This window comes from Oleiphilus sp. HI0128 (assembly GCF_001635365.1).
Window position 1 is genome coordinate 1 of the sequence record NZ_LWGG01000691.1, and the last position, 402, is coordinate 402.

A 402-nucleotide genomic window follows, 5' to 3' on the forward strand; every position below is an offset into this window, starting at 1 on the left:
ATTGTACCGGTATCAACAGCGCCACTCTGAATAATGCTTGCTGAAATATCGCCATCAATATTGTCCGACGCACTCGCATCCGCATCATTGTAGACACTACCTAGAGCGATATTAATGCTGCTGTCACCATTAAGCGTAATGACTGGGGCAGTAAAGTCGTTCACATTTACTGTACGTGTTTGCTGTACGGCAGGGTTGCCGTTGGAGTCACTGACATCGTAGGTGATCACGTAGGTACCAGTAACACTGGAATCTACGGTAGCACCACCGACGATGATGTTAGTTGAGATATCACCATCCAGCGCATCGCTTGCAGTCGCGCCAGCATCGGTATAGGGGGTATTTAGTTCATGGTTAAGTGGGCTGCTACCTAGGAGAGTGATGCTAGGTGCGCCAGTATCT

General features: G+C 48.8%; 1 protein-coding gene. It reads right to left on the bottom strand.

What is annotated here, in order from left to right; translation table 11 throughout:
- The coding region (locus A3763_RS08545; protein WP_156495014.1) for an immunoglobulin-like domain-containing protein at positions 1-402 on the bottom strand (402 nt) is incomplete at both ends.